We start from the raw sequence: 26,889 nt of genomic DNA, 5'->3' as shown, positions 1-26,889 counted from the left end.
TAGTGAATCATCAAAAAAGCGACAAGGGCTATAGAGCCTTTGTCGCTTTTTTCGAAAGACTAATCTTAGAAAGTAATGATTTGACTATTGTTTCCTTTATTACGTACATATCCAACGACTTTGGATACAGACTGTTTATCTTTAAGATAATCAGTAACGCCATCTGTCAGGTTGTTTTTTTGATTGTTCGAAAGTTTATTCCAGTCATCCGAATTTACATAAACCTCGACGATAGCTTCATTGCTGTCGCCTCTTACGGTGAAATCAAAGCCGACTCCATTATAGGTGCCATATCTATCGGACAAGTTACGTTGGATCGTACTTGCATCCAGAGAAGAAGCTACATCCTTCAAAGAAACCTTGCCTCTGCTGTTGATTGTAAAGGTCGCCATTTTATCCCTATTGCTGGAGTTTTTAACCGTACCCTCTATATCGGCATCTTTATACTCTTTCAAAATATCTTCACCGATGTCTTCAAGGAAGGTTTCCTTTCTGCTGCTGGTTAGGTCAGTCCATCTGGATTTTGTCATTTCAATGGTCACCGTAATATCGTTTTTGTTACCATCCAGAGTGATATCCGAGTTGGTGTTGTAGTCATCTCTGTGATCATCGTTCAGCTTACGTTGAAGATCTTTCAAGGAGCTTGAACTATTTTTGCTCGCTTCATCTTTCAGCGTTTGATTGTCTTTTTGCAATTGAGCAATGGTAGCGTCTTTCGTTGTGTTCGCTGCTTTCGCTGTGTTCAGTTCCTGCGTCAGCGTTGAAATTTGGTTGTTCAATGCTGTAATTGTAGATTGATCAATAGGAACACCGTTATCAGCAATGACCACGCGTTTGTTGGTGCCATCCCATGTTACTTTTTTATCCAGCGCTGTACCTGCCAGCTTCAACGGGATATACGTCACGCCATCCAGCAAAAATGGTTCTGTTTTAGCATCAGCAGGGACCTCGGTTCCGTTATAGATAATTTTAATATTGTTATATACTGCTTGGATCGGCTTAGTTACTTGTGCAGCATATGTAGATTGGCTGAACAGAGCCCCGGAGATGGCCAAGGCCGATACGGCAGTGATGATGACTGGTTTCTTCATGGACTTCAATGATTTCATTCGTCGGTCTACCCCTTTATTTAAGAATTATAGCGTGATACATAGACTAGAGTAACATTAATACATGCAAAATCCAACAGGTTGGAAGAGTTGTTATTGGTTATGCCTATACTAGTTAGACGCAAAAGCGACTGCAAAAGTTGCCCTGTTTGCGTAAATATTTTTCCAAAAGTATCCGAACAAAATAAAACAAGTTCGCTGCACAAGACAGCGAAACTTGTTGTAGGAAAGTCCGTTAAAGTCTCAAAAGTTGATTATTTATGGTCCTTCAGCTTGCCTGCTGTTTCCTGGAGATGGCCTTTGGCTTTATCCAATTTACCTTCGGCTTGCAGGGACTTATTATCCGTAGCGTTCCCGATTTGATCCTTGATTTCACCTTTAGCTTGATTGACATTACCTTTAATTTTATCGCTGATTCCGTTATCCTTCATGGTCTAGCCCTCCTTTATATAATCAAACTCTCATTCAGCATGCTGTAGTTAGTCATTACCCGAGCGAGGGTAATACGAAACGTAAGGCTGTAGATCACAGACAGGGGTATAATGTTGAATATGGGGGTTAATTAGATCGTGAAATGGGGAGTGGGCATATGCTCAAGATTTTATTGTTTATTCTCGTTATTCAACTTATCTATGTATCGGCGTATACACTGCGCATGATTTTGACGCTGAAAGGACAGAAGTACATTGCTGCGCTTATTAGCACCGTGGAAGTTACGGTCTATGTATTGGGCTTGAATGTCGTGCTTAAGTATCTGGATCATGTGGCAAGTCTGGCGGTATACGCTATAGGCTATGCGTTGGGTATTCTTATTGGGGCATGGATTGAGGAAAAAATAGCGCTTGGTTATGTCACCGTAAAGGTGATCAGCAATGAGACTAATGGAGGAATAGCCAATGCGCTGCGGGACAAAGGCTACGGCGTTACAGCCTGGCTGGGCAGTGGACGTGATGGAGAACGACTGGTGATGGAAATTTTGGCCAAGCGGAAAAACCAGAACAAGTTGTATCACTCCATTCTGGAGTTGGACCCCAAGGCTTTTGTCATTACGGTGGAGCCGAAGCAATTTCACGGCGGCTTCTGGACCAAGGCTATCCGCAAATAAGAATTTTGGTAAAATACGCATATTTTTCGCAGGTTGGAGCATATTAATACCCGCACAGGAGGGAATTAACAGTATGCCGACAGGGGATGTTCCCCTATAACAACCGAGGGGGGATATACATGTATAGACGCCAGGCCCCGGAAGTCATTCCAGAGGAAAATACGGCTATTTGGTCGTGTACCAACGAGGGTTGCAACGGATGGATGAGAACGGATTTCACCTTTTTGAGCGAGCCGGCTTGTCCACTGTGCCAAGCTTCGATGGGGCAGGAAATGCGGATGCTGCCGATTCTCAATCGGGCGGGTAATTCCTTTGTCGCTCAGCGCTCTTAATTGAAGGGCAAACCCGATGATCACGCTGCAAATTTTATAAACGTCAAAAGCCGCTCCAGCGATATGCAGAGCGGCTTTTGATTGTGGAATATTCACGGCTCATGACCTCTCAAGGGACTGCACAGAATCACGATATACAATATGACCCTGTACAAGGACTCGGCCAAAACGACTGCCGGGATGGCTTATTTTTTTCATCATTGAGTCCACCGCTGTACGTGCCATTTGCTCAATGTCTACGCCGACGGTGGTCAGTTGCGGAACAATAAGAGTGGCGTATACATCGTTATCGAAGCCGACCACGGAGCAGTCCTCAGGTACGCGGTATCCCAGACCCATCAGCTTGTGCACCAGATTGTGAGCGACCTGATCGCAGTTGCATACAAAGGCAGTCGGTAGCGGCTGAGGCAGCTCCATTTCAACATAAGATCCTTCGTCGTCCCGGTCACTGAGCACCCACTCGTTACGGAGGGGCAACCTGTGCTCCAGCAAGGATTTATAGTAGCCGAGGAAACGATCCTGAATACTGCTGGTAGAATATATATTCCCCACATAAGCAATATCCCGGTGTCCCTGTGCGATCAAATAGTTGGTCAGTTCGTAGGCTCCGTAAAAATTATCTGTCACCACCGAGTCGATATCGGCATGCTCATCATAAAAATCGAGAAACATTTTAGGCTGGTCCATGGTTTGTACCAGTTCAATATATGGCTTGCTCACTTGTCCCAGAAGAATGAAGCCGTCCACCTTACGATCGTAATAGATACGTGGCAGATTAAGCTGTTCTTCGTCTTCGCGATGGAGGATGTGAAGGATGCCGTAGTAGCCGTATGGCTCCAGTGCCCGTGAAATTTGCTGATAAATGTGCAGGTAAAACGATTGACCAGGACCGGTAAAACGTTCAGGGATGACCACACCAATGTTATAGGTGAGCCCCTCCTTCATGGACTTGGCAACGGTATTGAAACGATATCCCATTTCGCCTGCGAGTGTCTTAATGCGTTCCTTTAACTCCTCGCTAACCCCATCCTTGTCATTGAGCGCCTTCGACACGGTCACGCTGCTTATTCCCAGCTTATCTGCAATATCCCGCATCGTTACGTTGCTCTTCATTCCTGTTCCGCCTTCCAATTTTAAAAAGATAAGCACTTTGCCCACATCCAAATAATTGGTTGCAAAATGCTGAGGTGAATATGAATAGCTTATCCGCTTGTAGAAAATTCAATGAGCTTAGCCGTGCAGCTGCTTTGTATAGATACAAGGATTGACAGCATAGCTGCCCATAGAACAACAATTAGCCTGCGGGTAACAGTTGTTCTATGGATAGTATACATGGTTCCGTAATCATGATAAAGCTTACGGGCTTAGATCTGCTGGGAAGGACGGGTACGTGCTTGCAATAACGCTTCATTGCGATGGATCAGCTCACGGCGGACAGCGGCGCTGCCGAGAGAACGCAATGGATCGGACGGTGTATTGAAGGTGTAGTCTTCCAGTCGGGCGATGGTGGTTGTCGCTACGTGGATACGGGTATCACTGGATGCGTAGTATATGAAGACTTCATCTCGTTCATTAACCACGGCTCCATTGCAAAAAATAACATTCGAAACATCACCCACGCGTTCCTCATCATAAGGAGCCAGAAAATGCCCGCCGGGCTTGGCAATGACGCGCGTAGGATCTTCCAGACTGGTGGCAAAGGTATACAGCACATATCGCAGCCCGGCAGCTGTATTGCGTACCCCGTGAGCGATATGAATCCAGCCGCGACTCGTTTTGATCGGAGCAGGGCCCTGGCCGTTCTTGACTTCGTATACCGTATGATAGCAACGCTCATCAATGACTGTCTCATGCTCAATGACGGGCTGTGTAATATCCTTGCAGAGACCAAACGCGATTCCTCCGCCTGAGCCGGTGGAAATAAACCCATCTTGGGGACGAGTATAGAAGGCATATTGACCATCCACAAATTCAGGGTGCAGGACCACGTTGCGTTGCTGCGGAGACTGGGTAGTGATATTGGGAAGCCGAGTCCATGTGCGAAGATCACGAGTGCGGACCAATCCGGCCTGAGCGACAGCACTTGAGGTATCGTGGAGTGGCGCGTCAGGGTCCTTTCTTTCCGAACAATAAATCCCGTAAATCCAGCCATCCTCATGCTTTACCAGTCGCATATCGTACATATTGGTTTCTTCCGGGTCGATATCATCCCATACTAAGGGAGCGTCAATGAACCGAAACTGATCAATACCGTTATCGCTCTCTGCCAAGGCAAAAAACGACTTTCGGTCCAGCCCCTCGGTGCGCGAAACAAGAATGTATTTCCCTTCATGATAGATCGCTCCAGGGTTCAATGCTGCATTTACACCCAGTCGCTCCATAAAAAAGGGGTTGGCTTGGGCATCCAGATCAAACCGCCAGTGAATGGGAACATGATGACGTGTGAGCACCGGATAGAGGTAGCGTTCGTAGATACCATTGTAAAAGGAGGTTTTAACCTCATTGGGGCGCGTAATCAGTTCCTCTTGCTGCGCTAGCAGCTCGTCGTATTTGCTATGAATCATTGTTTTTCCATCCTTTCCAGCATTTCAATGCAAAATCGGCTGTTATGATATGGGCACTTCCAAGGGCCTGCAATCTCTCTCGCATCAGGCTTACCGTCGGCTTGAACTGACCAGAACCATTCGCCTCCGGCGCGAGGGTCGATGATATATTGTCGGGTATAAGTCCATAGATTTCTTACGATTTGTAAAAATTGATCATTCTGTGTCCGCTGAAATGCGTTGTAAAAGCCAACCATTGCCTCGGCCTGTACCCACCAGATACGCGAAGTGTCTACCCGCTCTCCCTCCCGCTCGTTGATGAGCGATCCGTCTGGCTGAATAGCCCGCTCAGCTACGGCGCTGGCAATATCCAGCACCATATTCACATACTTGGATGGATGATCATTCAGCACATTCATAGCGTCCTCCATCAGCCAGCTGGCTTCGATGTCGTGACCATATGAGGTCAGATCAAGCAGTGAGCGCCATTCGCGGTCGAAAAATACTCCCAATCGCCGAGCGGAAGCATCGTAAACACGCTGGTATAAAATATCCAGCACGTTCTTCAGTGCAGCCCGAACCTCGTCGTTTGGCTGAGCGCGCAGCAATTGGGTATACGCTTCCAAAACATGAATATGCGTATTCATAGTAATATGCGCGGTGACTCCATTTTCACTAAGCAGCTCATTGGGCTGCGCGTTCCAAGATCGATCGTATTGCTCGCCGTATGCTTGTAGAGCAGGATCATACCCCTTTTGCTCCACAAGGTGAAATAGTTCCATTGCTAGTGGCAATGCATTCGGGTCATCCGTAGCTCGGGCATATTCTGCCAGCGCATAAATCGCAAATGCCTGCGCGTAAACATGCTTACACGTATCCACAGGTTGCCCGTTGTAGTTCACCATCCAGTATATTCCCCCATGTAATGGGTCAAGCAGGTGATCTCGCAGGAAAGTGAAAGCATGTCGTGCCGCATCTGCATAGGCACGTTCCCCTGTTACGCGGGCTGCTGCTGAGAAAGACCAGAGCAGCCGCGCAGTGGCGATGCCCCCTTTGTCCGCTTGTTTATGGGTGTGCAGATCCACGTCTACCTCGCCATAATATCCGCCATGTTCTTCATCTTTCAGGCCTAGCCAGAATGGGAGTATGTGCTCCTGCCATTCCTGTCTAATTTCGTGCACTAGTGTTTCCAAGAGACAAAGCCTCCTTCGGAAAATGAAATTATTAGTTTATCGTTAACCTTACAAAAGGTATCTTATCTATGTATTTATAAACTGTCAACCATACTAAATTTGTGTTTTAACATAATAAACGGGCGCTCTTTTTACAAAAAAATATTGTAATTGACACAGTAAGCGCTAACATAATAAAATGATTTTGTTAGTTTAACGATAACCTTATTAAAAACAACAGGAGGGGTCGTCTCATGAAGTTGTCCAAGGTTTTGATGTCATTGCTATCCGTGCTACTGCTAGTGGGGCTGTTTACTGGCTGTAGCTCAAAGAAGGATGCGCCAGCTGCCGGTTCTGATCCGAAGGGTCCGGAAGGGGAAATTACGGTGATCACACAGCGGACAGATATTGTGGATACCGTATTTCAGGATTACGCCAAGGAATTTAACAAACTTTATCCGAACGTGAAGGTCAATTTTCAGGCATTGGCCGATTATGATGGTCAAATTAAAATTCGGATGGGAACCCGGGATTACGGAGATGTGTTGCTGATTCCTGGCAGCATACCAATCGAAGAGTTGCCTAACTTTTTCGAGCCTTTAGGTACTTATGACGAAATGAAAAACAAGTATACCGGCATTGAAGAACGTACAGTGAATGGTAACAGCTACGGTATTCCAATTGCGATGGTTTACTCTGGCGTGATTTATAACAAAAAAGTGTTCAAGGAAGCAGGAATCACAGAAATCCCCAAAACACCAGATCAATTCCTGAAAGCGTTACAGCAAATTAAAGACAAAACCAAGGCGGTACCGCTGTTTACGAACTATGCCTCTGGCTGGGCACTGACTCAGTGGGAGTCCAGTCTGGCAACAGTGGCAGGTACGAAGGAATACGTGAATGTCACACAACCGACTACAGATGATAATTTCACAAAGGGCCAGCCTCACTATGAGCTGTACAAGGTTCTGTACGATGCAGCGAAAAATGGTCTGATTGAAAAAGATCCAACGACTACAGATTGGGAGACCTCCAAGGCGGATCTCGCTCAAGGCAAAATCGGCACGATGGTCCTCGGCTCTTGGGCGATTGATCAGATTAAAAGCGTAGCTCCTAACAAGGATGATATCGGTTTTATGCCTTTCCCGACGAATGCCTCCAAGGTACTTGTACCATTGGCAGGTGACTTCAACCTCGCTATTAACGTAAACAGTGAAAATAAAGAGGCGGCCCGTGCCTGGGTGGATTGGTTTACCGAAAAATCCAACTATGCCGTAGAGCAGGCAGGCAGTATTAGTCCACTGAAAGGTGCCGAAATGCCAGCCATTTTGAAGCAGTATGAGAAAGAGGGAGTTGTTTTTGAGCCTCTCACTCCGTCTCCGAAGGGGCAGGAAGGAATTGTCGATAAAATCGATAAAACGGGAGAAATCGGCTTGTGGCAGCCTGATTTCAAGAAACGCATTATTGAGGCAGCGGTGGGTAATCGCCCGGAATCGTACGACACCATTATGAAGGATCTGAACGATGCATGGGTGAAGGCGCGTGCTGAAGTGGCAGCCAAGGAAGCGAAATAGCCATCCGAACTGACAATAAGAAGAGATTGATATGACAGTCGATGGACGGATAGACAGGAGGTGCAGCATGTTTAAATTTTCGAATCTCAGCTACTCCAAACAAAGATTAGCGATTATTGTTGCCTTTTCATTTATTCCGCTCGCGCTGCTGGTCACTTTTGCGTACTTGCCGGTGATCAATATGTTTAAATACAGCTTTTCGGACTGGAACGGCTATAGTAAGCGTCTGGAATATGTGGGCTTTGAAAACTATATTAAAATTTTTACCGACCCCGAGTATTTCTCGGTGTTTAAGGTCAGTCTGTATTACTTTGTAGCCACGTTTGTACAGATGGGTCTGGCTCTTTATTTTGCAACCATTCTCAGCTTTCAAACCTGGTTTAAAAATTTCTTTAAAGGCATTTTGTTCTTCCCTTCCCTGATGAACGGGGTGGCGATTGGTTTTATTTTTCTATTCTTTTTTAAACCAGATGGCACCCTCGACACACTACTTCAGGCAGTGGGCTTGGGCTCGTATGTCAAGCTGTGGCTGGGCAACCCGGAGATTATTAATATTTCGCTGGCAGGTACGTCGATCTGGAGATACATGGGCTTTAACTTTATTGTATTTCTAGGCGCGATTTCCTCCATATCCAGTGATTTGTATGAAGCAGCTGATATCGACGGAGCCAACCGCTGGCATCAGTTCCGCTCTATAATTTTGCCGACCATCAAGCGGATTTTGCAGCTGAACCTGATTTTGGCGATTAGCGGCGCGATCAGTGCATTCGATATTCCTTACATTATGACCGGCGGCTCCAATGGCAGTAAAACGTTCGTCATTCAGACGATTGATGTGGCATTTAAATACAGCAAGGTTGGTTTGGCCTCGGCAATGGCAGTTGTTTTGCTGTTGATCGTCATTGCTGTTACGCTGCTTCAGCGGTTGCTGATTCGGGGAGAGGAGGACTAATCATGTATAAGCTGAAAAGAATACTGGCAAACAGCATCAAATACGCCGCGCTATTACTAGGTGCGTTCATTGCTCTGCTGCCAATTGTTGTGATTTTGTTTGCATCTTTGAAGACGAAGGCTGAATATGCGGCCACCAGTCCTCTGACTCCCCCGGTCAACTGGTTAAACTGGGCGAACTATGCCAAAGCCTTTGTGGATGGAAATATGCTAACCGGATTTGTGAACACGGCCTTTATTTTGCTGATCTCCATCATCGGGGCTACGTTGACCGGTTCCATGATCGCGTATATTTTGAACCGTTTTAAATTTAAAGGCAAAAGTCTTATGCTAGGTGCGTTCTTGCTCGCCACGCTCATTCCGGGGGTGACGACACAGGTATCGACCTTCCAGATCATTAACAAGCTGGAACTGTTTAACACACCTTGGGCAGCCATTTTACTGTATTTGGGAACCGATATTATTGCGGTGTATATTTTTCTTCAGTTTCTGGAATCCATCGCGGTGGCGCTGGATGAGTCGGCCATGCTGGATGGGGCTTCCTATTTGACCATCTACTGGCGTATTATTTTGCCGCTGCTGAAGCCTGCCATTGTTACGGTAATTATTATCAAAGGTGTTAATATTTACAATGACTTCTACACCCCGTTCCTGTATATGCCGAAAACAAGTCTTCAGGTGATATCGACAGCACTGTTTAAGTTTAAAGGGCCATACGGATCGCAATGGGAGGTCATTAGCGCGGGCATCATTATTGCCATTATTCCGACGCTGATTGCATTTTTATCATTACAAAAATATATCTATAACGGATTTGCACAGGGCTCAGTGAAATAGAAGAAATAAAATCAAGTGTTTAGGTGAGAGGAGAGTTAAGTATGAGTAAATTAAATGTGGATCTAAATGTAGGTAATGTACGAATTGTAGGAGATAGCCTGTCGAAAATGCCATGGCAGGATAAGCCGGAAGGCAGCGAGGCCCCAGTGTGGAGACATACTGAAAACCCGGTCATTGGACGAAATCCTGTGCCTGGTATTTCCCGTATTTTCAACAGTGCAGTAGCCCCGTATGAGGGACGGTTTGTAGGAGTGTTCCGAGCTGAGACGATTAATGGACGCCCACATCTGCACCTGGGCTGGAGTGACGACGGGTTGTCTTGGGATATTGAAACGGAACGTTTGCATTTGGTTGATGAGGAAGGGAATGATTATCAGCCTAATTATGCTTACGATCCGCGTCTGGTTCGAGTAGAAGACACGTATTATATCATCTGGTGTACAGATTTTTATGGTGCAGCGCTGGGGATCGCACAAACGAAGGATTTCAAAAGCTTTGTACGATTGGAAAATCCGTTCTTGCCGTTTAATCGCAACGGAGTGCTGTTACCTCGCAAGCTAAATGGAAACTTTATGTTGCTATCCCGTCCGAGCGACAGCGGTCATACGCCGTTTGGCGATATTTTTCTGAGTGAAAGTCCTGACTTGGTCTATTGGGGCAAGCACCGTCATGTAATGAGCAAGGGCGGTCAGGGCTGGTGGCAATCGGTGAAGATTGGCGGCGGACCGGCACCGATTGAGACGACCGAGGGCTGGCTGATGTTCTACCACGGGGTAACAGGCACATGTAATGGATTGGTATACAGCATGGGCGTAGCCGTTCTTGATTTGGATGATCCGTCCAAAGTTAAATATCGTTCCTCCAATTTCGTGTTGACTCCAGAGGAATGGTACGAAGAGCGAGGTTTTGTGCCAAATGTGGTGTTCCCATGTGCTACACTCCATGATGCAGACACCGGAAGAATTGCAATTTATTATGGAGCCGCTGATACGTATGTAGGTATCGCATACACGACAGTAGCCGACATTATGAAGTATGTCATCGCAACGGATGAAGTAGTCGCAGATGACCGTGAATCAGGCCGGATGTAGGAGGAATTTTACATGCCGGAGGATATGTCTTTACAGCAGCTACAATCGTATATGGGAATTAATCCAAAACCGCAGGACTTTGATATGTACTGGGAACGGGCGCTGCAGGAGCTGGAACGACAGCCACTGGAGTATACACTGGAGCCTGCCGATTTTGTCTCTCCGCTGGTGGAGTGTTACCATCTGTATTTTACTGGAGTGGGCGGGGCAAGGGTCCATGGGAAGCTGGCTCGTCCCAAGCATCTTACGGAACAAGGTCCAGCCTTGGCGATGTTCCATGGGTATTCCTGCGATAGTGGCGACTGGTTCGACAAGGTAAGCTATGCGGCACACGGATTCACTGTGCTGGCTATGGATTGCCGAGGGCAAGGCGGATTGTCTGAGGATAATTTGCAGGTTCAGGGAACGACGGTTCGCGGACATATTATCCGCGGGATTGACGACCCGGACCCGGATCGGTTGTATTACCGCAACGTATTTTTGGATACGGTACAAACAGTGCGCATTCTAATGTCTATGGAGCAGGTGGACCCTGAACGGATCGGTGCATTTGGCTGCTCCCAAGGCGGAGCTTTAACGATTGCCTGCGCTGCATTGGAGCCACGTGTCCGTGTGGCTGTGCCAGTATATCCGTTTCTGTCGGATTATAAAAGAGCATGGACACTGGATGCCACGACATCGGCCTATGAGGAACTGGTTTATTATTTTCGCTGGTTTGACCCCAATCATGTACGTGAGAGCGAAGTGTTTCACCGCTTAGGCTACATCGACATTCAACATCTAGCAGACCGTATTCGGGGGCGGGTGCTATTCGTGACAGGGCTATCAGACGTGATTTGCCCACCTTCCACACAGTTCGCAGTGTACAATAAAATCGTATCGGACAAGGAATTGCTTGTGTATCACGAATATGGCCATGAGTATTTACCCTATCTGTCGGATCGAGCGATGAGTGAATTTTTACGGCTGTAGGGGTTGAACTTAGCTAAAGGCTCCTTTATAGTAATAGCTATAACCTTCGTGAAGCGTAATAAATGAATGCCCCATTTGTATAACCTCAATAATATGGTTTGAGGGTCTCTACCAGGAACCGATAAATCCTGATTACAAAAAGTGTACATCTTGTACATTTCTTGTGGTCAGGATTTTTTTGCGTGATACGAGGGATTTACATGACAGCAAAGGAGCTAATGTAATGAACTTCAAAGTAGTTATTTTAACCATTGCGACCTTTACGGTAGGTCTTGTGGAGTTAATTATCGGTGGCGTGCTGCCCCAGATTGCACAGGATTTGAATGTCTCTGTAAGTACAGCAGGACAGCTTATCATGATCTATGCGCTTGTGTATGCTATAGCCGGGCCGACTTTGTTAGCGTTGACCGCCAGAATTGAACGAAAACGACTGTACTTATGGTCGATGTTCATCTTTATTATAGGAAGTCTACTGGCCTTCTGGAGTCCGAATTATGCTGTGTTGTTTGTATCCCGCATTGTTACCGCTGCAAGTGGGTCATTGATCGTAACATTGTCGCTAACCATTGCAGTCAAAGTGGTGTCCAAAGCTTATCAAGCCCGCGTTCTCGGTGTGATCTCCATGGGGGTAAGTTCCTCCATCGTGCTCGGCATTCCAGCGGGGGTGCTGATTGGAAATACGTTTGGCTGGCGGGTGCTTTTTCTGATCATTGCCTTGTTGACCGTAGTTTCCATGATCATTATGAACTTGTTTATGGAGCGGATTCCGACAGAACATGTTGTGCCTATGCGTGAGCAATTGAAGTCCTTGAAAAATGTTAAAGTGATCAGTGCCCATCTGGTCACTACGCTGACGCTGGCGGGACACTACACGTTGTATGCGTACTTCACTCCGTTTTTGGAAAACCTGATGGGCTTGAACGCTTCGTGGGTGAGTGTGGCTTATTTTGTCTTTGGCTTGGCGGCGGTGAGCGGCGGCTTTATTGGAGGCTCTTTGGCCGACCGATTCGGCACAGCGAAAAGCATTCTCATTGTCGTAGGTGTGTTTATCGCCGTGATGTTCCTGTTGCCGTTCTCGATTCACTCGATGTATGTGTTTGTGCCGCTTCTGATCATCTGGGGAATCCTGAGTTGGGCCTTGTCGCCCCCAATGCAAAGTTATCTTATTGAAAATGCACCCGAATCAGGCAGTATTCAGCAAAGCTTTAATTTCTCTGCACTCCAGGTCGGGATCGCCCTCGGTTCTGCCTTGGGAGGGGTAGTGATTGAGAAAAGTACTTCTGTTGCCACGAACGCCTGGGTGGGCGGGGCATTTGTGATTGTTGCTTTTGTCTGCGGCGTATTTTCGATTACGAGAGCGGGGACATCGCAGACAGTCAGAGGACACCACTCCGTCTCATAGCCCAGTAGGATATTTCTCCCTTTTATTATTCGAAAAAACATGTTATACTACTTCCAATTATGAAGAAGGGGGTGAGGTAGGTGAATCACGAGATGCTGAACAACCGTATTAGCCAGCTGCCGATTGCTATGGCTGGCATTGTTCATGCTTTTCCATACAACGGGAGAAGTTTGTCCAATTTTAATCATACGGTTGTAAACATCGCGAGAAGACGCCTACCTTAACTCGAACGGATTGCTGTATCTTCCGAAGAGTCGCGGGCTTGCTCCTGCGGCTCTTTTTGTGTTACTTGGGTAAGGGTCTTCCTAAATAAAGGAGAGCCTGAACATGTATATTGTAAACGGTCAACAATTGAAAAAATACCACGCTGCCAATCTGATTTTAGATGGAGCAACGTTTGATATCCATAAGGGAGAAAAGGTGGGGCTCATTGGCCGCAACGGAAGCGGTAAAACCACCCTTTTACGCCTGATTGCACGTTTGTCCCGCCCGGATGAAGGGCAGCTTGTCATTGCCAAAGATACGAAAATCGGCTACTTGCCGCAAATCCCGGCGGAGTTTGAGAGCTTCACCGTATACGAAACGCTGGCTTACGCCTATAGTGAGCTGAAGGATTGCCGTAGTCAGATGAGCACGCTCGAACGGGAAATGTCAGATCCGATTGTGGCAGCGAACCCGGGGATGTTGGAAAAGCTACTGCAAACGTACGCTTCCCTCCAGGAGCGGTTTGAGCGTAACGGCGGCTATGAAATGGATGCCAATATAGATCAGGTAGCGGATGGGCTGCGTATTCCGAAAGCTATGTATACGCGCAACTTCGGTTCACTCTCGGGCGGAGAGAAAACTAAAATAGCGCTGGCATCACAGCTCATTGGACGGCCGGATTTGCTGCTGCTGGATGAGCCAACCAACCATCTGGATTTGAAAGGGCTGGAATGGCTAGAGCAATTTTTGCAGAGCTACACCGGAGCCTGTGTGGTTGTATCCCATGACCGCTATTTTCTGGATCGAGTTGCTGGCAAGATGATCGAACTGGAGGATGGCGAGGCCTTTACGTACTATACGAATTACAGCGGCTACGTTAAGGAAAAGGAAGAACGTCTGCTGCTGCAATTTGAGGATTATAAGGAACAGCAAAAGCGGATCAAAAAGATGAAGGAAGCCATTCGGCGTTTGGAAGAGTGGGGACGCAATGGCGACAACGAAAAGTTCTTCAAAAAGGCAGCCTCAATCCGCAAGGCGCTGGAGCGCATGGAACTGGTGAAGCGGCCTGTACTGGACCCGCAGGGGGCGGAATTTAACTTAAAGCTGGAGGATCGTTCCGGTCGCCGGGTGCTTCAGTTTGAAGAAATCGCCAAAGCCTATGGAGAACGTCAGATATTAAACGGGGCTACGGGTAGCCTAGAATTCGGTGAAAAGGTAGCTTTGTTAGGCGATAACGGCGCTGGTAAAACGACGCTGCTCAAGCTGTTGCTTGGTCAGGAAAGCGCAGATACAGGCACGGTCCAATGGGGCGCGCGCGTCGAGTACGGATATTTGGCGCAACAAGAGAGAGAACGGGATAGCCGGGCAACGGTGCTTGCTTATTTTAAGGAGGAAGCAGGACTGGAAGAAGGCGAGGCGCGCGGGCAGCTGGCGAAGTATTTATTTTACGGTGCGGATGTGTTTAAGCCTGTGAGCATGTTGTCCGGTGGAGAATGGTCCCGCTTAAGGCTGGCGCTGCTGGTCATGAAAAAGCCGAATTTGCTGGTGCTGGATGAGCCGACGAACCATTTGGACATCGACTCTCGCGAGGCCTTGGAGGAAGCGCTGGACACCTACACGGGAACGGTGCTGGCGATTTCACATGACCGCTACTTTGTGAACAAGCTGGCTGGGCGCGTGTGGGAGTTGGAGGCTGGAAAGCTAGCCTCCTATCTGGGCGGCTTCGATGAATACCGCGCGAAGAAGCGTGAGCTGGAAAATGCTCGCTTGCAGCGCGAAGGAAATGCCGGGGTACGCTCGGCATCTGCAGGTAAAGCCGCATCTGGCGGCGGCTCGGGCTCGGGTCTGGTTGCGTCTGAGGGTGCAGCCAGCAATGGCGCGGGGACGGCTGCGCGAACAGGAGCGATCACCGGAGCCGATGCGAGCCGCGCTCGCTCCGGATCAGCAGGTCGCTTGGGGGCGTCCGATGCCGGGGACGAGGCACGCGGTGCGAAAGCCGCGAAGCCATCCCGCTCCCCCGCTGCGTCCAGCGAGCGCTTGGAGCGGGCGATTGCCGCCAAGGAAGCTGCATTGGCGGCGACAGATGCCGAGCTGGAACTGCTCGGCACGAGTCGTGACACAGCGCGCATGACGGAGCTGTGGAATGCCCGCGAGCAGCTGCAAGCGGAGCTGGACACGTTGCTCGGCGAGTGGATTGAACTAGAGTAAGTGATAGGCTGGTTGCTGAAGATAGGCAAATGTATATTTAATAAAGGATAGCCCTGAGGTAGCACGCCTACTGAGGGGCTATTTTTATATGGTAAAGATCAATGAGAGCGTGAAAATAGAATAACCATATATGGCGAAGCTCATGTTGAGCAGCGCTGTATGCTTATTTGTATCTCGACCCCTGTTTGCTTATCTATCAATTCTGGTTTTATCTGTATTCCTCTTTAAATTGTCTAGACCGCTTATTATGTTAATGGACCCGTTTCGCGAAATATTGCTTGCTCTAAGGATTGACAACTCATTTGAATTTTGGATGTGTACAGGGGGGATGTTGGTACTGTACAAATAGAAAAGATCCAAGCAACCATTCGGAGGTTAGCTGGATCTTTTTTTATACGGACGTTGAGGGTTGAAATACGGTGTATCGTTTCTTTTCTGCAAGGGACGGGTATTAATTGTCTAGTCCCGCATAGATTGACATAGTAGAAAAGGAGGTATGAGCATGTGGAATGGGGTCAAAAGGCTGTCTACACTAATGGCAATTCTGCTGCTAGCAATTATTGTAAGCGCATGCAATAAGAGTGACGATTCAGGCAAGGTGCAAATTGAGTTTTTTCAAAATAAGCCGGAGGCCAAGGGTTCATTCGACAAGCTGATCGCACAATTCAATCGGGAGCATCCTGGTATTGAAGTGACACAGGTCAATCCGCCAGAGGCAGAGACAGTGTTATTGACCCGGGTGGTCAAAAACGATGTACCTGACATTGTGGGTCTTGGGGCAACCGATACTTACTCCATTTTGGCGCAGAGCGGTATTTTTACGGATCTAGCCAATACAGAATTAACGCGTACAGTTGACCCGATTTATCTCAAAATGCTTAAGGATGTAACCGGGGTCGATCCCGTGTATGGAATTCCTTATGCTGCGAATGCGAATGGTGTGATGTATAACAAAACACTTTTTAAGGAAATGGGATTACAGGTACCCAAAACGTGGGACGAACTGATCGCAACGGCGCAAAAGATCAAGGCTGCTGGTAAAATTCCGTTTTATTTTACATATAAAGATGATTGGCAAACGAATCTCCCTTTTAATGCCCTAGGTCCGAACTTGGTGGGTATTGATTTTTTTCTGCAACGGCGTGAGAACCAGGTCACCTTTCAGGATAAGTACCGCGAGGTTGCGGAAAAGCAGCTGGAGCTGCTGAAATACGGACATAGTGATAATTTTGGCAAAAACTATGCTGACGGTAACCGTGCTTTCGCTAACGGGCAGGCGCTGATGTACATTCAGGGTTCTTGGGCGATATCTGAAATTCGCAAAGCCAACCCGAAAGTGGATCTCGGATTTTTCCCGTTACCCACGGGAAATGACGCAAAGGCGGTCAAGCTGGTGTCAGGTATAGACACGCTTTTAGCTGTTTCGGAAAGCACCCCGCATAAAAAGGAGGCAGAAGAGTTTATTGCCTTTCTATTGAAGCCAGAGAATAGCAAGCAATACATTACGGAGCAAACGTTGTTTTCAGCGGTGAAGGGGGTCACGCAGGATGACCCGAGTGTGGCAGAGCTGTTGCCGTATTTTAAGTCAGGCCGTGTCATTGATTTCGCCGATCACTATATTCCCAAAGCGGTCCAATTGAATTCTATTGTGCAGGCCTTCCTGCAAAACGGAGACATCGACGCCTATCTGGCTAAGCTCGACCGGGAATGGAACAAGGTAGCTAACCGCCGATAGGGGAGGAGGATGAGACATGAATAAGCGACTAACGACTTTTTACTGGATGACGGTGCCGGCGGTGCTATTGTTTTTTCTGTTTTTAACCTTGCCTGCCCTGCAGGGATTGTATTATTCGCTCACTAATTGGAATGGGTTTGGCCATCAGTACCACTTTGTGGGGTTAAAGAACTACATTAATTTGTTTCAGGATGACAATGTGGGTAACGCATACTGGTTTACTTTCAAATTTGCGATTGTGGTTACCATTGCAATTAATATCCTCAGCTTGCTGATAGCCATGGGGCTGAACGCTAAAATACGTTTTCGTAATTTTTTTCGCGGGATTTATTTCTTGCCTAATATTTTGAGCGTGTTGATCGTAGGTTACATATTTAATTACCTGTTCTCGAACGTGTTTACGATTTGGGGACAGAATTTGGGCATTGGTTCATTATCGACAAACATCCTGGGAAGTGAGCAGTTGGCTTGGGTGGGGGTGGTCATCGTAGCCGTATGGCAGGGCATTGCCTTTAATACGATTCTCTATCTGGCAGGGCTGCAAACGATCCCGACCAGTTTGTATGAAGCATCCAATCTGGACGGTGCAGGTAAATGGCGTGAATTCTGGAGCATTACCTTTCCGTTGATTGCTCCGTTTTTTACGATCAATATGGTATTGGCGATGAAAAATTCCCTCATGGTATTCGACCAAATCGTGGCTTTGACGAACGGCGGACCGGGGCGGGCTACGCAGTCGATTTCCCATTTGATATACACTGGAGGCTTTAGAGGCGGAGAATTTGCCTATCAATCGGCTAACTCAGTGATTTACTTTATTGTGATCGCGATCATTTCCATCTTACAGCTGCGATTCCTCCAGAGAAGGGAGATGGATAACTGATGAAAACAAGCAGACGCACTAACTGGCCGGTGCTGATTCTGGTTGCGCTGGGGACAATATTTATCCTGTTTCCCCTCTATATGACGGTGACGATTGCACTTAAAAATCCTGAGCAGATGGCGCATTCCGCCTTTGCCTTTCCAACAAAGCTGCATTGGGAGAATTTTAGTCGTGCAGTGGAAATGACTCATTTCTTCAGCGCTTTTCAGAACAGTGTGATGGTGACGACATCGACGGTCGTACTCACTTTGCTCACCAATTCCATGGTTGCTTATGCCATTGCCCGCAATATGCAGCGGCGTTTCTTCAAGGGATTATATTTTTACTTTGTGAGCGCTATGTTTATTCCGTTTCCGATCATCATGCTGCCGATTGTGAAGCTGGCCTCGGGACTTCATATGACCAATCTGGTGGGCCTCATTGTGCTGCATACGGTATATGGCTTGGCGTTTAATGTCTTCGTGTATGTGGGTTATATTCGCTCCATTCCGGTAGCCTTGGAAGAGGCGGCCACGGTAGATGGTGCGACGACATGGGGGACATTTTGGCGCATTATATTCCCGCTGATGGCGCCGATTAGTGCTACGGTGGGGATTCTCACTTGTCTGTCCACCTATAATGACTTTTTACTGCCGCTCATTATTATTAGCGATGCGGAGCAATATACACTGCCGCTCGTTCAGTATGTATTTCAGGGCCAATTCAATACCGACTTTAATCTGGCCTTTGCCTCGTACCTGATGGCCCTGCTGCCGATGATTATTGTCTACCTGATTGCACAAAAATGGATTATCAATGGTGTTACGCAAGGCTCCGTGAAGTAGGCGGGGATATCACAGCTTCGCCGCAGACCGTGGTTCATTAGACCAATAAAAAGGGGTTCCCTATACCGCGAATCATACAGGTATAGAGAGCCCTCTTTTTTATAGTGTTGGCTATTTGGATACTTTGCTGTTGCTTGTCAGTGGCTGCAAGGATACGGTCGTCTCGGCTTCCGGGTCGTCCGTTGTATAGTAGAACATATAGATAGAAGCTTCCTTCCCTTTGAAGTTCTTGTAGACATCCACCGCCTTGTTATTGCCATCTCCGGCGAAATTGGCTGTGATCGGCTTGCCGATAATCCGTTCTTTACCCAGGCCAATATGTGTCTGGTTAATCCCTCCAAAGTGAGCGTCCTCACTTTCGGTTTCTACGAATAAGTCGGATCCCTGTTTGTAGTAGGTCCACTTCACAGGATAGCCACCGATTTGCGTCGTTAGCGTCTGCTTTTGCTCAGAAATATCAGTTAAATGCTGAGGTGCTTTGTCATCCGAATGGGTCGTGACCTTGTATTTGCCTGTAAAAGTAATGGGAGTATCCCGGGTAATCACAAGATTGGACGGCCTTTCAAAACGGATTGTGTACAGATCGCGTTCCTGATTAGGTGAAGACCAACGGTTACCCTCTAACGTTGTACTGTTCACAGAAAGAAAGTACTTTTGATAAGGTATCATGGCGAATTTCTCCTTGCTTCTGAGCGTGACACGGATTTGTGTAGGTGTGACAATCATTTGTTCTAGCAAAACATTCCGATTGCCTTTTTCCAGTGGGATATTCAGCACACTTTTAATCGTCCCGCTTTCCATCTTCTTCTTGCTTAGCTGCAGGTCAAATTTTATAGGTTCATTTATACTTTTCTCGGTTTGCGCATATTGAAGTTTGAAGGTAGTCTGTCCTTCCGGCATATCCGCTTTGGAAAAATATTGCTGTGCTGTATACTCCCCGTTATCACCGGGTTTACCAAAAGCCCCTCCAGGCTGCGACATCACAGGCTCGTCGCCTTTGTAGGCAATAATTTGTGGATTGTCCCATTTCTTTGGTATGGGCGAATCGAAGGTAATCGCTGAGGACAGCATTAGTTTATCCTTCCCTTGTTCGAATACCTGTACCTTCATATCTTGTAAGCCGCTACGATCCAGCTTGAACGTCTGTATTTGAGGCGACCGAATATCGAGCGGCAAATCCAGTTCCTGAACGCTGGTGAGCTCTATATGATCTATGGTCAGCTGCACGTTCTCTGTTTCTTGCTGCGGTGTCCAGTCACTTTCAAAGTACCCGTTGTACCGCTGATTTTTCGGGTCCCATTGCTGGAAGTTATATTCCCCTGCACTGCTTTCCCCCGCAGCACTTTTTAGCGATACGCCTTTGACATTCCAAAACTCGTTCTCTGCTCGTTTTCCGACCTCCAAGCTATACAGAATCACGGTCCGGTTCTCATCGACAATAGCGGTATGCAGCGTCAGCTTCACTCCGTCTCTGGTTACGGATTGCTCCAAGGTCTGTCCAAGGTCTTGATTTAGTGCCGTCTGAATGCCGCTTCTTCCGTGCAGCAGATTGTCCCAATTATAATGGATGGTGGCATAGACGGGAACGGCAACGAGAAGTGCACTCAGAGAGGCGGCGATAGCTATTTTGCGCCAATTTCTATGTCGGTGCGGAGTGAATGAATCGAAAGTGTCGGTTAGCGTAGGGGCAGTATGCCCTGTCTGTTCCATCTGGTTCCACATCTCATCGAAGTCAGGATAGGCCATTTCCGAATCATCATTTAACTTGCGCTTCAATGCCTTTTCTACGTTGTTCATAGTTCTCTCCTTCCATCGTGGGAATCTGTGCGCCAGCCTCCCGCAGTATTTGCTCCATTAACTTTAGCCCTTTGTGTGTCCTGGATTTGACGGTTCCCAGCGGAATTTCCAGCAATTTGGATATTTCCGCCAGTGTGAAATCGTGCATATAGCGAAGTGTCAGTACAGCGCGGATTTTGGCTGGAAGGCGATTCATATAAACGGCCCATTCCTCTGCCGATTCGCGTTCTTCCACCTGCCTGTCCACAGGCTTGCTTTCGGTTCCGGTAAAGAGATGGGGATTAGCCGATACCTTTAAATGTAGGCTTTTTCGGCGTTTAAGATAGTTCAGACAATGATTGACCGTAATTTTCATAATCCAGGCTTTCAGTTGCTCGATGTGCTCACGATTGCTGCGAAACAGGGTGATAAACACTTCCTGTGTTAAATCCTCTGCATCCGAGGCGTTATGGACCATGTAGTAGCAGGTTCGATATACATCCCGCTGATACAGATCAAACAGTTCTCGATTACTCTCCAAAGACGGTTCTCCTTTCTCGTGCAGTTTACCTATATAACAACTGGAGTCCCCAAAAGGTTCATTCGGCTGTGAAAAAGAGATCGCTCGCACCTGAATGTGTTTCACTTTTTCTCCAATGTACCACACGTAAAAAAGAAGCGTATCACACAAAAAAAGAAGCCTGTAAATCTCATAACTACAGATTTACAGGCTTCTTATAGGTTTTATTGCTAGATCCTATGGGGAGTACACTTCTTTGCGCAAACACACGTCAACGGATAGCTTGCGGACATACTCTCCCTAATCAGCTAGCCGTACAATCGTTCTACCCTGCGAACGGGCGGCGAGGATGTCTTCGAGCGCGCTTGGCAGATCAGCCAAGCCGATTTCGCGCTCAACGAGCCGCTCCAGCTGTTCCGGCTTCCAGTCACTGCCAAGGTGCTTCCAAATCGCTACGCGGGTGTCACGGGGGCAGAAGACGGAGTCTATACCCAGCAGATTTACGCCGCGCAAAATAAACGGCAGCACCGTCGTAGGCAGCTTGGTGCCTGCTGTCAGGCCGCTCACGGCAACCGAGCCATTGTAGGCGATCTGGCTGAGCAGCGAAGCGAGCGGCTTTCCGCCTACAGGATCAACAGCCGCTTGCCACAGCTGCTTGCCTAGCGGACGGATGCTCTCAGCACCGTCGTAAACCTCCTCACGCGAAATAACCTCGGCTGCCCCAAACGCCTTGAGGTAATCATGCGATTCGGCCTTGCCGCTGCTGGCCACGACATGATAGCCCCGCTTGTGCAGCAAAGCAATGGCTGCACCGCCTACGCCACCCGTCGCACCGGTGACGAGTACCTTGCCCTTATCCGGCGCAACGCCGTTTTGCTCCAGCCGATATAACGACAGGGCTGCGGTGAATCCGGCTGTCCCGAAAATCATCGCCTCTCTCAGCGTGAGTCCGTCTGGAAGCGGAACTACCCAGTCCGCAGGCACCCGAGCATATTGGCTGAATCCTCCGAATTGAGACACACCCAGCCCGTAGCCGGTAACGAGCACCGCTTGTCCCTCGCTAAAGCGGCTATCCTCCGAAGAGACGACGGTTCCCGAGCAATCTATGCCGGGTACAAATGGATAGGCTTTGACAATATTGCCATCCTTGCGGGCGGCAAGCCCGTCTTTATAATTGATGCTGGAATAAGCAACACGAATCAATACCTCTCCAGCAGGTAAACTGCCAGCTTCCAAAGAGCGTACCTCTGCTTGAACTTCACCGTCCTGCGTCTGATCGACGACAAGGGCTTGAAATGACTGAGTCATCTATAAAAGCCTCCTTTATTACCGTTTAAGCCTATGAATGGCCTATATGTTCCATCTCTAATTTACAAATGATGCTTAGAAAGCATACAACAATCTGCATAGCCTGTCAGCGGCAATGCTCACAAGCTCGTATTCTATTATAACCTTAAGCTCATCAAGACATCGAGCAGACCAGATTATGGCTATATTCTTGCAACAGCTTGTTTCAATAAAGTTCGATAATCAAATATAAAGAAGGTGATAAATGAATTCTTACGTATTTTTCAAATCATTTTACGTAAACAGGATGTATTTTCAGAATGACTGTGCTAACATACCCTTTGATCATTAAATAATCTATGAAGAAAGGTGAATGAATGACAACTAGAGCACTAAAAAATGGTTCGGTATTGTCCGAAGCCAAGGAACTCAATTTGTTCCGTTTGACATGGCCTATTTTCCTTGAATTGTTCCTGTTTATGCTAATGGGAAGCGTCGATACATTCATGCTCAGCTCTGTATCTGATAATGCAGTGTCGGGTGTGGGCGCATCCAATCAAATTATTTCAATTGCCATCCTTGTATTAGAGGTTATCGGCAACGGCGCTGCTATCGTCGTAGCTCAATATATCGGTTCTAAGAAACTAGTCGAAGCGGCCCAGGTGACGGGTACGGCCATTACTTTGAATTTAATGGTAGGTCTTTTGCTAAGTGTGATTTTCCTTGTGTTTGGTACTCATATGTTGCAATGGCTGAATGTCCAGGGGGATATTCTGACTTACGCAGAATCCTATATGAGTATCGTCGGGGGGGCCATTTTCCTTCAGGCATTGATTAACTCGCTGGCGGCGACCATTCGTACGCACGGTTTTACCAAAGAAACGATGTATGTATCGGTTTTTATGAACGTGATCCACGTGGTCGGCAACTATGTTTTGATTTTGGGGCATTGGGGCATGCCTGCACTTGGTGTAGAAGGTGCTGCTATTTCTACAGTCGGTAGCCGCTTTATTTGCCTCTTGATTTTCTTTTGGCTGATGTACCGGGTCACTGAAGTGCGTGTCGAGTGGAAATATTACGTTCACTTGTCCAAAAAGTTCATTTCCAAAATATTGCGCATCGGTGTACCATCCGCACTGGAGTCTATTATGTATCAGTCATGTCAGCTCATATTCACACTGTACGTGACTTATCTGGGTGCAGAAGCGATGGCAACACGCCAGTATGCGAATAATATTTCGAGCTATATCTACTTGTTCAGTATGGCCGTTGGTATGGGTACGGCTATTGTGGTAGGAAGGCTCGTGGGAGCCAGACAGAAGGATACTGCTTACAAACGTGTATTGACCAGTGTGAAATGGGCACTGCTCGTGACTGTGATTATTGATGCGGTGGTTATCTTTTTCCGTGTTCCCTTGCTCGGTTTGTTTACGGAGAACCCTGAAATTATTCGTTTGGGTGCACAGGTTATTTTACTTAGCATTCTGCTGGAAACTGGACGGACGACGAATATCGTCATCATTAACTCATTGCGTGCTGCTGGAGATGCCAAGTTCCCGGTCTTTATGGGGTTGATCTCCATGGTCTGCATGAGCTTGCCGCTGGGCTATCTGCTGGTGTTCAAGCTGGATATGGGACTCGCTGGCGTGTGGCTGGCGATTGCTGCTGATGAGTGGACTCGTGCTGTCATCATGTATGCCCGCTGGAGAAGCCGGTTATGGGAAAAGCATTCACTGGTCGAGCACGATACACCAGATCAGTCTGCAACACCTGTTCCGGCACACTAATCCAAGCAGTTATTTAGCGTTAGCTGGAACCTGGTCTTTCGATAGAGTTATATACGTGGAGGCAGTTCAAGAGAACATCTTGAGCTGCCTCTTTTTGCTGCATAGAGAGGAAATACAGAAAACCAAAAATGATATATGGAAAACGGAATAGGCGGAAATGTTGCTGTACAAGTAGCTCAGAACATATCATAATGGCATTCATAAATAGAAGTATGGTAAATTTACTAAAAAAAAGATATACTTTTGTTGCACTAACGCAGTACATGAAAGACAAGGAGTGTACCGATGAAGAAGCCGACGATTGAAGATGTTGCCCAGAGGGCGGGAGTGTCTAAAAGCACGGTCTCGCAATTTCTGAACAAACGATATAAATATATGAGTGACCAGACCAAAGACCGAATTGCCGAAGTTATTCAAGAGCTGAACTATCAGCCTAACGGGCTGGCCCGCAGCTTGAAGCAAAACCGGACATTTATGGTGGGAGTTATTGTAGCCAACATTGATTATACGCTGTCGATCCAATCTATCCGTGCGATTGAGGAGGAATTGCAGCGCTTTGGCATTCAGGTGATCATTTGCAACGCCGATGAAAATCCCGATAAGGAAAGCCAGTATATTGAGATGCTCAAGGCCCGTCAAGTGGACGGCTTGATCATCTTCCCGACAGGCAAGCATGCAGACATTTACAACCAGCTCATTCGTGAGAAATATCCATTGGTGTTTTTGGACCGTTTGGTGGACGGTGTCAATACGCGCAGTCTGCTGCTGGATAACGAAATGGCGGTTAAGCTGGCGATTCAGGAGCTTGTGGCTCACAAGCATGAGCGAATTGCGCTGATTACCTTGCCCCTTGGCCTGAATCGGATTACTCCCCGAGTGGAGCGGCTCAGCGGATACAAAAAGGTGCTGGAGGAGCATGGCTTGCCATCTCGCGAAGAATATATGCATAGTGTGCCGAGAGAAGAAATCCAGCAGACGCTGAAGGAGCTGTTCCAACTGCCAGAGCCGCCGACTGCGCTGTTGGCCGGGAATGATATCGTGTTGGCTGAGGTGTTGAAGTATGTGAATGCCCGCCGCATACGTATTCCAGCAGAGCTGTCCGTTATCGGGATTGACGACGCGGAGTTTGCCCATATTTACAATCCCCCGATTACGACCATTACACAACCGATTGCGGATATGGGGAGGCAGGCGGCAAAAACGCTGCTGTCCAGCATTGAGGAAGGCGGCGAATCGGTCCCGATTATTTATCGATTTGTGCCGGATATCCATCGGGGAGAATCCGTCAAGACGCTGTAGATGAGTATTCTGACATATACTACAAAAAATAGCCCGTATTCCATTGTGCGATCTGAGTATGCATATGCTGCTCAGGTACACAAATGCGAACACGGGCTATTGGAAGTTAAGGCTGACTTTGGATTCGGCCTTGTTGACCTTGCGCTAATAGCGGTGAAGGTTATGCGGGGAATAAACCCGGACTAATTCGTGCTGGCGCTGAGCAAAAAGGATTCCAGTTCGGCTCGCGTCGGATAGCCGTCCATATCTCCGGCTGACATGACAGCCAGCGCACCAAGTGCATTCCCGCGCTTGACCGCTTCAGCCAGAGGTAAGCCCTCCAGCAGCGCACTAATCACACCTGCGGCAAAGCCGTCACCTGCGCCAACGGTATCTACGACATGATCAACCCGGAAACGTTTGACATATCCCTCCGCATCTGCGGACTTGTAATAGGCGCCTTCAGTTCCCAGCTTGATGGTCACCAGCGAGGTGCCGCGATCGAGGTAGAACGAAGCGATATCTTCAGGCGAAGTATAGCCTGTTAATATTTTACCTTCATGGATGCCTGGCAGCAGCCAGTCACAACCCTCGGACGCTTCGTTAATTGCCTTCACCATCGTTTGCGTGTCAGCCCATAATTTAGGTCTGAGGTTAGGATCAAAGGATACGGTTTTGCCTGCCTTTTTCATAAACTGCTTTGCATGTCGGGCGAAGTCGCGGCATTCAGGGGAAAGTGCGACAGAAATACCTGTAAAGTGCAGGTGGCGAGCCTCGGCAAAGTAAGCTTCGTTAAAATCAGCGATGCTCAGTGTGGAGGCGGCGGAATGCTTGCGAAAATATTCGACCTCAGGATCGCCGCTGGTAACTTTAGACTTAATCAGCATTCCGGTAGAGCGGTCTTTGGTAAACATGACATTTTGAGTGTCAATCTTCTCCTGACGCAGTGCATCGGCAATGAACCTGCCGAATGTATCCTCCCCTAGTTTGGTCACGAGTCCTGCTCTTAGTCCCAAACGCGACAAACCAGCCGAAACATTCGTCTCCGCTCCAGCCAGCGCTTTGGTAAATGAACGCACCTCATCCAGAGAGCCTGCTTCATTGGCGTAAAACATGGCCATAGGTTCTCCAAAGGTAACAGCATCCAATGTTGCGGTCATTTGAATTCCTCCTTATGTTTAGTAAACTAAATCTGTAAGCGTATGCACCGCCTGAATAAAATGAAATTATCACATAAATCGGTTTTTCACAATGAGTAAGTTGATATATTTGCTAAAAACTTTTTGGGTAAAAAAGATA

The 26,889-nt window shown here is 47.6% G+C and carries 25 protein-coding genes and 1 riboswitch; of the genes, 16 read left to right on the top strand and 9 right to left on the bottom strand.

Annotated features, from left to right (window positions below):
• Positions 1 to 65: 65 nt before the first annotated feature.
• Together ACQQ6X_RS14475 and ACQQ6X_RS14470 are read right to left on the bottom strand one after the other, a co-directional pair.
• Positions 66 to 1,109, bottom strand: a complete 1,044-nt coding sequence (locus tag ACQQ6X_RS14475) for a stalk domain-containing protein (RefSeq protein ID WP_149034688.1) — start codon at positions 1,107 to 1,109, stop codon at positions 66 to 68.
• 254 nt (positions 1,110 to 1,363) lie between these two features.
• Positions 1,364 to 1,540 (bottom strand): CsbD family protein, encoded by a 177-nt coding sequence (locus ACQQ6X_RS14470; protein ID WP_305165899.1) that lies wholly within the window; start codon positions 1,538 to 1,540, stop codon positions 1,364 to 1,366.
• A 158-nt stretch (positions 1,541 to 1,698) separates the two neighbouring features.
• Here ACQQ6X_RS14470 and ACQQ6X_RS14465 point away from each other — a divergent pair, with 158 nt between their 5' ends.
• Entirely contained in the window at positions 1,699 to 2,214 is a 516-nt protein-coding gene (locus tag ACQQ6X_RS14465) for a DUF2179 domain-containing protein (RefSeq protein ID WP_305165898.1), read from the top strand.
• 119 nt (positions 2,215 to 2,333) lie between these two features.
• The gene (locus ACQQ6X_RS14460; protein WP_142612571.1) at positions 2,334 to 2,546 is read left to right on the top strand and encodes a cold-shock protein; all 213 of its coding nucleotides are present in this window, start codon (positions 2,334 to 2,336) and stop codon (positions 2,544 to 2,546) included.
• 99 nt (positions 2,547 to 2,645) lie between these two features.
• Here the strand turns inward: ACQQ6X_RS14460 and ACQQ6X_RS14455 are convergent, their stop codons facing one another.
• The 3 genes from ACQQ6X_RS14455 to ACQQ6X_RS14445 form a co-directional block, all read right to left on the bottom strand.
• Positions 2,646 to 3,659, bottom strand: coding sequence for a substrate-binding domain-containing protein (locus ACQQ6X_RS14455; RefSeq protein WP_064797820.1), 1,014 nt, complete (start codon positions 3,657 to 3,659; stop codon positions 2,646 to 2,648).
• A 251-nt stretch (positions 3,660 to 3,910) separates the two neighbouring features.
• Positions 3,911 to 5,110, bottom strand: coding sequence for a glycoside hydrolase family 130 protein (locus tag ACQQ6X_RS14450; protein WP_305165896.1), 1,200 nt, complete (start codon positions 5,108 to 5,110; stop codon positions 3,911 to 3,913).
• Complete coding sequence (locus tag ACQQ6X_RS14445; RefSeq protein ID WP_305165894.1) at positions 5,107 to 6,282, bottom strand: AGE family epimerase/isomerase; 1,176 nt, start codon at positions 6,280 to 6,282, stop codon at positions 5,107 to 5,109. Before ACQQ6X_RS14445 ends, ACQQ6X_RS14450 begins: the two co-directional genes overlap by 4 nt.
• Before the next feature lie 233 nt (positions 6,283 to 6,515).
• Between ACQQ6X_RS14445 and ACQQ6X_RS14440 the strand changes: the two genes are divergently transcribed.
• From ACQQ6X_RS14440 to ACQQ6X_RS14390, 11 genes are all read left to right on the top strand, one after another.
• Positions 6,516 to 7,835: an ABC transporter substrate-binding protein gene (locus ACQQ6X_RS14440; RefSeq protein ID WP_149034682.1), complete on the top strand. Its 1,320-nt coding sequence runs from the start codon at positions 6,516 to 6,518 to the stop codon at positions 7,833 to 7,835.
• A 67-nt stretch (positions 7,836 to 7,902) separates the two neighbouring features.
• Positions 7,903 to 8,787 carry a carbohydrate ABC transporter permease gene (locus ACQQ6X_RS14435; RefSeq protein WP_013373635.1) on the top strand — a complete coding sequence of 295 codons (885 nt, stop codon included), beginning with the start codon at positions 7,903 to 7,905 and terminating at the stop codon, positions 8,785 to 8,787.
• A gap of 2 nt (positions 8,788 to 8,789) precedes the next feature.
• A complete protein-coding gene (locus ACQQ6X_RS14430; protein WP_063207188.1) occupies positions 8,790 to 9,623 on the top strand; it encodes a carbohydrate ABC transporter permease in 834 nt (277 codons plus the stop codon).
• A gap of 41 nt (positions 9,624 to 9,664) precedes the next feature.
• Positions 9,665 to 10,714 (top strand): glycoside hydrolase family 130 protein, encoded by a 1,050-nt coding sequence (locus tag ACQQ6X_RS14425; RefSeq protein WP_305165891.1) that lies wholly within the window; start codon positions 9,665 to 9,667, stop codon positions 10,712 to 10,714.
• A 12-nt stretch (positions 10,715 to 10,726) separates the two neighbouring features.
• Positions 10,727 to 11,686 (top strand): acetylxylan esterase, encoded by a 960-nt coding sequence (locus ACQQ6X_RS14420; RefSeq protein WP_305165890.1) that lies wholly within the window; start codon positions 10,727 to 10,729, stop codon positions 11,684 to 11,686.
• A gap of 55 nt (positions 11,687 to 11,741) precedes the next feature.
• Positions 11,742 to 11,841: riboswitch (purine riboswitch) on the top strand.
• A gap of 68 nt (positions 11,842 to 11,909) precedes the next feature.
• Entirely contained in the window at positions 11,910 to 13,088 is a 1,179-nt protein-coding gene (locus tag ACQQ6X_RS14415; RefSeq protein ID WP_305165889.1) for an MFS transporter, read from the top strand.
• A gap of 80 nt (positions 13,089 to 13,168) precedes the next feature.
• Positions 13,169 to 13,312 carry an RAxF-45 family protein gene (locus tag ACQQ6X_RS14410; protein WP_016822706.1) on the top strand — a complete coding sequence of 48 codons (144 nt, stop codon included), beginning with the start codon at positions 13,169 to 13,171 and terminating at the stop codon, positions 13,310 to 13,312.
• A gap of 103 nt (positions 13,313 to 13,415) precedes the next feature.
• The gene (gene abc-f / locus ACQQ6X_RS14405) at positions 13,416 to 15,500 is read left to right on the top strand and encodes a ribosomal protection-like ABC-F family protein (RefSeq protein WP_305165888.1); all 2,085 of its coding nucleotides are present in this window, start codon (positions 13,416 to 13,418) and stop codon (positions 15,498 to 15,500) included.
• A gap of 502 nt (positions 15,501 to 16,002) precedes the next feature.
• Positions 16,003 to 17,235 (top strand): ABC transporter substrate-binding protein, encoded by a 1,233-nt coding sequence (locus tag ACQQ6X_RS14400; protein WP_305166130.1) that lies wholly within the window; start codon positions 16,003 to 16,005, stop codon positions 17,233 to 17,235.
• 16 nt (positions 17,236 to 17,251) lie between these two features.
• A complete protein-coding gene (locus ACQQ6X_RS14395) occupies positions 17,252 to 18,118 on the top strand; it encodes a carbohydrate ABC transporter permease (protein ID WP_149034673.1) in 867 nt (288 codons plus the stop codon).
• Positions 18,118 to 18,942 (top strand): carbohydrate ABC transporter permease, encoded by an 825-nt coding sequence (locus ACQQ6X_RS14390; RefSeq protein WP_305165887.1) that lies wholly within the window; start codon positions 18,118 to 18,120, stop codon positions 18,940 to 18,942. Before ACQQ6X_RS14395 ends, ACQQ6X_RS14390 begins: the two co-directional genes overlap by 1 nt.
• Before the next feature lie 111 nt (positions 18,943 to 19,053).
• On the opposite strand, the gene ACQQ6X_RS14385 is transcribed toward ACQQ6X_RS14390, so the two are convergent.
• From ACQQ6X_RS14385 to ACQQ6X_RS14375, 3 genes are all read right to left on the bottom strand, one after another.
• Positions 19,054 to 20,739, bottom strand: coding sequence for a DUF4179 domain-containing protein (locus ACQQ6X_RS14385; RefSeq protein ID WP_305165886.1), 1,686 nt, complete (start codon positions 20,737 to 20,739; stop codon positions 19,054 to 19,056).
• Positions 20,699 to 21,259 carry an RNA polymerase sigma factor gene (locus tag ACQQ6X_RS14380; RefSeq protein WP_305165885.1) on the bottom strand — a complete coding sequence of 187 codons (561 nt, stop codon included), beginning with the start codon at positions 21,257 to 21,259 and terminating at the stop codon, positions 20,699 to 20,701. Before ACQQ6X_RS14380 ends, ACQQ6X_RS14385 begins: the two co-directional genes overlap by 41 nt.
• 279 nt (positions 21,260 to 21,538) lie before the next feature.
• A complete protein-coding gene (locus ACQQ6X_RS14375; protein WP_305165884.1) occupies positions 21,539 to 22,546 on the bottom strand; it encodes an acryloyl-CoA reductase in 1,008 nt (335 codons plus the stop codon).
• Positions 22,547 to 22,902: 356 nt separating this feature from the next.
• On the opposite strand from ACQQ6X_RS14375, the gene ACQQ6X_RS14370 reads away from it, so the two are divergent.
• The 3 genes from ACQQ6X_RS14370 to ACQQ6X_RS14360 all read left to right on the top strand — a co-directional run bounded on the left by ACQQ6X_RS14370 (position 22,903) and on the right by ACQQ6X_RS14360 (position 25,797).
• Positions 22,903 to 24,312 (top strand): MATE family efflux transporter, encoded by a 1,410-nt coding sequence (locus ACQQ6X_RS14370; RefSeq protein WP_305165883.1) that lies wholly within the window; start codon positions 22,903 to 22,905, stop codon positions 24,310 to 24,312.
• A gap of 285 nt (positions 24,313 to 24,597) precedes the next feature.
• Positions 24,598 to 25,611, top strand: a complete 1,014-nt coding sequence (locus tag ACQQ6X_RS14365; RefSeq protein ID WP_305165882.1) for a LacI family DNA-binding transcriptional regulator — start codon at positions 24,598 to 24,600, stop codon at positions 25,609 to 25,611.
• Positions 25,612 to 25,797: a hypothetical protein gene (locus ACQQ6X_RS14360; RefSeq protein ID WP_430493454.1), complete on the top strand. Its 186-nt coding sequence runs from the start codon at positions 25,612 to 25,614 to the stop codon at positions 25,795 to 25,797.
• On the opposite strand, the gene ACQQ6X_RS14355 is transcribed toward ACQQ6X_RS14360, so the two are convergent.
• On the bottom strand, positions 25,794 to 26,750 hold the full coding sequence (locus ACQQ6X_RS14355; RefSeq protein WP_305165881.1) for a sugar kinase: 957 nt from the start codon (positions 26,748 to 26,750) through the stop codon (positions 25,794 to 25,796). The two genes, ACQQ6X_RS14360 and ACQQ6X_RS14355, sit on opposite strands and share 4 nt — an antisense overlap.
• Positions 26,751 to 26,889: the final 139 nt, after the last annotated feature.

The organism is Paenibacillus ottowii, assembly GCF_050516475.1.
Lineage (GTDB): Bacteria > Bacillota > Bacilli > Paenibacillales > Paenibacillaceae > Paenibacillus > Paenibacillus ottowii.
Note: the sequence above shows the minus strand (reverse complement) of the source record. Positions and strands in the feature narration are given on the sequence as shown.